Below are 6,364 nucleotides of genomic sequence, written 5' to 3'. Positions count from 1 at the left end.
CCGGGGACCGGGGCGTCCGGTTCTGCGGGGTCGGGCCCGCCGTGGCGACCGGGGCCCCGGGCGTTGACGCGGTGAGAACAGTGGTCATGGTGGTCTTCTCCTCCTGCTCCTCACCCGCGGGCGAACGCGGGTTCGGCCGTGGCGAACGGGACCGAGACCGTCTCCCGGCGGCCCTCACCCGTCGACCGCAGTCCTCGACGGGCGAGGACGGGCAGCACGCCCTCTCCGAAGTGGTACGACTCCTCCAGATGCGGGTACCCGGACAGGACGAAGTGGCTGAGTCCGAGCGCCGCGTACTCGGCGATCCGGTCGGCGACCTCCTCGTGGGAACCGACCAGCGCGGTGCCCGCCCCTCCACGGACCAGTCCGACGCCGGCCCACAGGTTGGGTGAGATCTCCAGGGAGTCGGTCCGGCCGCCGTGGAGGTCGAGCATGCGGCGTTGCCCCTCGGACTCACTGGCGGTCAGCGAGGCCTGGACGCGCGCGACGTCCGCGGGGTCGATCCCCGCCAGTAGTCGGTCCGCCTCGGCCCACGCCTGCTCCGAGGTGTCCCTGGAGATCACGTGCAGCCGGATCCCGAACGACGGGCTCCGCCCGTGGGCGGCCGCGGCGACCCGGACCCGGTCGAGCTTCTCGGCGACCGCGGCCGGCGGTTCGCCCCAGGTCAGGTACGTGTCGGCGTGGCGCGCGGCGACACGGATCCCGGCAGCGGAGGAGCCGCCGAAGAAGATCGGCGGGACCGGGTCGGGCCGCCGCGCCAGGACGGAGTCGACGACGGCGAGGTGGTCGCCCCGGTAGGTCAGGGCCTCCCCGGATCGCCACAGTCCGCGCACGATGTCGAGGAACTCGTCGGCCCGGGCGTATCTCGCCTCCTTGTCCAGGAAGTCTCCGTAGGCGCGTTGCTCCCGCGACTCGCCTCCGGTGACCACGTTGAGGAGCAGTCGGCCCCCGGTCTGCCACTGGAAGGTGGCCGCCATCTGCGCGGCGAGGGTGGGGCTCATGAGGCCCGGGCGCAGCGCGACGAGGAATTTGATGCGGTCGCTCGACTCGGCGAGCAGCGCGCTGGTGATCAGGGCGTCCTCGCACCATGCGCCGGTCGGGGTGAGAAGCGACTCGAACCCGTTGTGCTCGGCCGCCGCGACGATCTGCCGCAGGTACGACAGCGTCGCCGGACGGTCCCCGGACATGAACGTGCCGTGTCCCCCGGCGACGAGGTGGCGTGAGTCCCCGTACGTGGGCAGGAACCAGTGGAGATGGGTCTTCGTCTGGTCGGCCTGATCGGCCTGGTCGGCCTGCTCGGCGTGTGGACGTATGGGGTCGGTGGCCACTGACGGCTCCTGGGGGTCTGGGATCGGACTGCGGACCGACTCATCGTGGGACCGGGCGGTGGCGTGGAGCCACAATTGGCGTCACGAGGATCGATACCCTTAACCACAGTAGACAGATCGGTCTATAGCCTGTGTTACCCTGCTCGTCATGACCACCCGATCAGCCGCCCCAGTCCTGCGCTTGTCCGATGTGAGCGCGGCCCGGGTCATGCGCACGATCCGGTTCCGGGGGCCCGTCACCCGCCCGGAGGTGGCGGCGTCCACGGGCTTGTCGGTGGCGACGGTCGGCCGCGCCACGGCAGCGCTGCTGTCCGCCGGCGTCATCCGCGAGCGGCCGGAACTCATGCACGACGGTTCCGTCGGTCGACCGAGCATCCCTGTCGAGATCGATCCCGGCGGGCCGGTGGTGGTGGCCGTCCACGTCGGCCTCAGCCGCTGCGTCGTGGCGATCAGTGACCTCGCCTGCCGGATCCTGTCCGAGTTCGCGATCCCCACCCCGGGCCGGGATCCGGAGCAGATCGCGGACGAGCTGTCCGCGATCGCGTTCCGTCTTCTCGACGGCCACCGTGGACGTCGGCTCGTCTGGGGTGGTGTGGCCACGGCGGCCAGGATCACCTCCCCGGGCAGGGTCGACCACGACCTGCTGGGGTGGCGGGACGTCCCGGTGACCGAGCTGTTCGCCGATCGGCTCGGGGTGCCGTTCTCCGTGGCCCCGCACGTCGAGGCCATGGCCGCGGCGGAACTCCTCGTGGGGCATGAGACACACACCGGGACGACGCTCGTCGTCTACGCCCGGGAGCATCTCGGCTCCGCCCTGGTGATCGACGGCGCCGTACACCTGCCGCGCGCCGGCTCGGCCGAACTGGCGCACCTGCCCGTGGGGCCCACCACGTACCTCGACGACCGCGGAGGCGGCCTCACGGACGTGGTGGGCGATTCCGGACTGGTCCGCGCCGCGGCCGCCCGCGGCATCCCCGTCGGGTCGGTGGTGGAACTCGCCGCACGCGCACCCGGCGATCCGGTGGCCGAGGCGATCCTCGTCGAGCGGGCCACGGTACTCGGCCGCCTGGTGGGGCTGCTCTCGACCATCACCCGCCCGGATTCGGTGGTGCTCTGCGGCCAGGCCTTCACCGACCACCCGCGATACCTGGGCCCCGTTCTGAGCGCCTCGCGGGAGACCCCCTTGCCGGGAGAAGCGCCCGAACTCAGGGTGTCGACGGCGGGAGGGCGGATCCAGCAGGTGGCGGCCATGGCGGTGGCGCTCGACGCCATCTCCGCGGACCCTACGAGCGCGCTGCCCGCACGCTTGTTGTCGGTGTCCTGACGTGGTGGCGGTGGCGTCACCCACTTCGCGTCAGCACGAGCAGAACGTTCGACATCCGTAGCACGAGCCTCCAGACTTCTGGCATGACCGAACGAAGCCTGTCCTCCGACCGCCAGAGCGTCTCGGCGGAGACCCACCGTCGGGCGATGCGACTGCATCCCGCCGGAGTCACGATCATCACCCTCGACGGCGCCGACGGCCCGGTGGGGTTCACCGCGTCGTCGCCGTCCAGCCTGTCGTCCGAACCGGCCCTGGTGAGCTTCAACGTGGGGATCTCGTCGTCCAGCCTGGCCGCGGTGCTCGACGCCCGCACCGCCGTGATCCATCTGCTGGGGGAATCCGACCGGCACCTGGCGTCGAGGTTCTCGGGGCCCGCGGCACAGAGGTTCGCTGACCACTCCCTGTGGACCCGGGCCGAGACCGGCGAGCCTCTCCTCCACGGCGGGCGGGCGCGACTACGGGTCGCACTGGACCGTCTCGTGCCGGCGGGCGACCACGTCCTGGTGATCGCGCGGATGCTGGACGCCTGGTTCGACGACGAGCCGAGTGATCCGCTCGTGGTGGTCGGCGGTGGCCTGTGGGCGGTGCCGGCGGCCCGCGACTGACGACCGGATCGCCCCCGGGGCCTACGACCCGGCAGACGACGAGGCGGCCCCCGCTCGGAAGAGCGGGGGCCGCCTCGCGGTGGTGCGGCGACTTCGGGCTAGGTGGTGGCGGGAGCCGCCCCACCACTACCCGAGGATCCGCCGGGGGCGCCGCCGGCGAAGCCACCCGAGCTCGGGGGAAGCGAGTCCCCCGGGCCGGCCTCACCGGTCGGAGCGACACTCGCGGTGATCTCCTCACCCTCGCGGGACTCGGCGGCGTCCGGCCGCGGGACCCCGGTGAAGGTGAACCTGGCGTTCTCCGTCTGGTCGGACTCGCCGTCCCAACCCTCGACGTCGACTGTGATCAACTCGCCGGCCGCGACCTCACCGAAGAGGATCTTCTCCGAGAGCGTGTCCTCGATCTCGCGCTGGATGGTGCGACGCAGCGGCCGCGCACCCAGCACCGGGTCGAAGCCCCGCTTGGCCAGGAGTTCCTTGGCCCGGTCGGTGATCTCGATCGTCATGTCCTTGGCCTTGAGCGCCACGCCCACGCGGCTGACCATCAGGTCGACCATCTCGACGATCTGGTCCTTGGTGAGCTGGTGGAACACCACGATCTCGTCGATACGGTTGAGGAACTCGGGCCTGAAGTGCTTCTTGAGCTCGTCGTTGACCTTCTGCTTCATCCGGTCGTAGGCGTCCTCGGTGTTGTCGGCGGACTGGAAGCCCATCCCGACGGCCTTGGAGATGTCCCTCGTGCCGAGGTTGGAGGTGAAGATCAACACGGTGTTCTTGAAGTCCACCATGCGACCCTGCCCGTCGGTGAGACGGCCGTCCTCCAGCACCTGCAGGAGCGTGTTGTAGATCTCGGAGTGGGCCTTCTCGATCTCGTCGAACAGGACCACCGAGAACGGCTTGCGCCGGACCTTCTCCGTCAGCTGGCCACCCTCCTCGTATCCGACGTACCCGGGAGGTGCGCCGAACAGGCGGGAGGCGGTGAAGCGGTCGTGGAACTCACCCATGTCGATCTGGATGAGCGCGTCGTCCTCGCCGAACAGGAAGTTGGCCAGCGCCTTGGAGAGCTCGGTCTTGCCGACACCGGACGGGCCGGCGAAGATGAACGACCCCGACGGGCGCTTGGGGTCCTTGAGACCGGCCCGCGTGCGACGGATGGCCCGGGAGACCGCCTTGATGGCGTCCTCCTGGCCGATGATCCGCTTGTGCAGCTCGTCCTCCATGCGGAGCAGACGTGTGGTCTCCTCCTCGGTGAGCTTGAACACGGGGATCCCGGTCCAGTTACCCAGCACCTCGGCGATCTGCTCCTCGTCGACCACCGCGGCCACGTCCATGTCGCCCGCACGCCACTGCTTCTCACGTTCCGAGCGCTCGGCGATGAGCTTCTTCTCCGTGTCCCGCAGACCGGCGGCCTTCTCGAAGTCCTGCGCGTCGATCGCGGACTCCTTCTCGCGCCGGGCCTCGGCGATCTTCTCGTCGAACTCCCGGAGGTCCGGCGGAGCGGTCATCCGCTTGATCCGCATGCGGGCGCCGGCCTCGTCGATGAGGTCGATCGCCTTGTCCGGCAGGAAGCGGTCGTTGATGTACCTGTCCGCCAGTTGGGCCGCCGCGGCCAGGGCCGCGTCCGTGATGGTGACACGGTGGTGCGCCTCGTAGCGGTCGCGTAGACCCTTGAGGATCTCGATGGACAACTCGACGCTGGGCTCGGGGACCTGCACCGGCTGGAAACGACGCTCGAGCGCCGCGTCCTTCTCGATGTGCTTGCGGTACTCCTCGAGCGTGGTGGCGCCGATGGTCTGCAGCTCACCGCGGGCCAGCTTGGGCTTGAGGATCGACGCCGCGTCGATCGCGCCCTCGGCGGCACCCGCCCCGACGAGCGTGTGGATCTCGTCGATGAACAGGATGATGTCGCCCCGCTGATTGATCTCCTTGAGCACCTTCTTCAGGCGCTCCTCGAAGTCACCGCGGTAGCGGGAACCGGCCACCAGGGACCCCAGGTCGAGCGAGTAGACCTGCTTGTCCTTGAGGGTCTCGGGGACCTCGTTGTTGACGATGGCCTGGGCGAGGCCCTCGACGACCGCGGTCTTGCCCACGCCGGGCTCTCCGATGAGCACCGGGTTGTTCTTGGTGCGCCGGGAGAGCACCTGCATGATGCGCTCGACCTCCTTGGCGCGGCCGACCACCGGGTCGAGCTTGCCCTCCATGGCGGCCTGCGTGAGGTTGCGGCCGAACTGGTCCAGGACCGTCGAGGACGACGGCGTCCCGGACTCGCGCCCGCCGGTCCCCGCCGGCGCGCCCGTGGCCTCCGCCTCCTTGCCCTGGTAGCCGGAGAGCAGCTGGATGACCTGCTGCCGGACCCGGGTGAGGTCCGCTCCGAGCTTGACCAGCACCTGCGCGGCCACCCCCTCACCCTCTCGGATGAGGCCGAGGAGGATGTGCTCGGTCCCGATGTAGTTGTGGCCGAGCTGCAGCGCCTCGCGCAGGCTCAGCTCGAGGACCTTCTTGGCCCGCGGCGTGAACGGGATGTGCCCGCTGGGCGCCTGCTGGCCCTGGCCGATGATCTCCTCGACCTGACTCCGCACCGCTTCAAGCGAGATCCCCAGGGACTCGAGGGCCTTGGCGGCCACTCCCTCGCCCTCGTGGATGAGACCAAGCAGAATGTGCTCGGTGCCGATGTAATTGTGGTTGAGCATCCGGGCCTCTTCCTGGGCCAGGACGACGACGCGACGCGCGCGGTCGGTAAACCGTTCGAACATCGTGCTACCTCACATTCCTCGGGTGTTCACCACTGTAGTGGCCCGGTCTGACGCCCGGAGCCACAGGAGTGGCAGTCGGCCCGTCACCAGGGTTCAACGCGGCAGGTCGGGGAATCATTGCGGATACGTGTACGCCGACAGCGAACGCCGCCGAATCCGTGCGGGACGGCGCGGACATCTAGTCTCGGGAGCATGGTGGCGTCGGGCGGGACCGGGTGATGAGCCCGTTCGATCTGGACCGGATCGGCCGCGGCCTGCCCTTCACCGACGCGCTCCCGGCCCTGCGGCGCGCGCTCGCCACGGCGGGTACGGCGGTGGTCCAGGCTCCGCCCGGGACGGGCAAGACCACCCTCGCCC

The 6,364-nt window shown here is 70.1% G+C and carries 4 protein-coding genes; 2 read left to right on the top strand and 2 right to left on the bottom strand.

The features are described from left to right. Positions 1–110 precede the first annotated feature (110 nt). The gene (locus tag IY392_RS12455) at positions 111–1,241 is read right to left on the bottom strand and encodes an LLM class flavin-dependent oxidoreductase (RefSeq protein ID WP_228549357.1); all 1,131 of its coding nucleotides are present in this window, start codon (positions 1,239–1,241) and stop codon (positions 111–113) included. Between the two features lie 235 nt (positions 1,242–1,476). On the opposite strand from IY392_RS12455, the gene IY392_RS12450 reads away from it, so the two are divergent. Both IY392_RS12450 and IY392_RS12445 read left to right on the top strand, forming a co-directional pair. Further along, a complete protein-coding gene (locus tag IY392_RS12450) occupies positions 1,477–2,652 on the top strand; it encodes an ROK family transcriptional regulator (RefSeq protein ID WP_182613631.1) in 1,176 nt (391 codons plus the stop codon). 83 nt (positions 2,653–2,735) lie between these two features. Further along, positions 2,736–3,257 (top strand): flavin reductase family protein, encoded by a 522-nt coding sequence (locus tag IY392_RS12445; RefSeq protein ID WP_107755687.1) that lies wholly within the window; start codon positions 2,736–2,738, stop codon positions 3,255–3,257. A gap of 98 nt (positions 3,258–3,355) precedes the next feature. Here the strand turns inward: IY392_RS12445 and IY392_RS12440 are convergent, their stop codons facing one another. Continuing rightward, positions 3,356–6,007 (bottom strand): ATP-dependent Clp protease ATP-binding subunit, encoded by a 2,652-nt coding sequence (locus IY392_RS12440; RefSeq protein WP_182626906.1) that lies wholly within the window; start codon positions 6,005–6,007, stop codon positions 3,356–3,358. Positions 6,008–6,364 lie beyond the last annotated feature (357 nt).

Source organism: Dietzia sp. SYD-A1 (assembly GCF_015356725.1).
GTDB lineage: Bacteria > Actinomycetota > Actinomycetes > Mycobacteriales > Mycobacteriaceae > Dietzia.
This window is presented reverse-complemented; position numbering and strand designations above follow the sequence as displayed.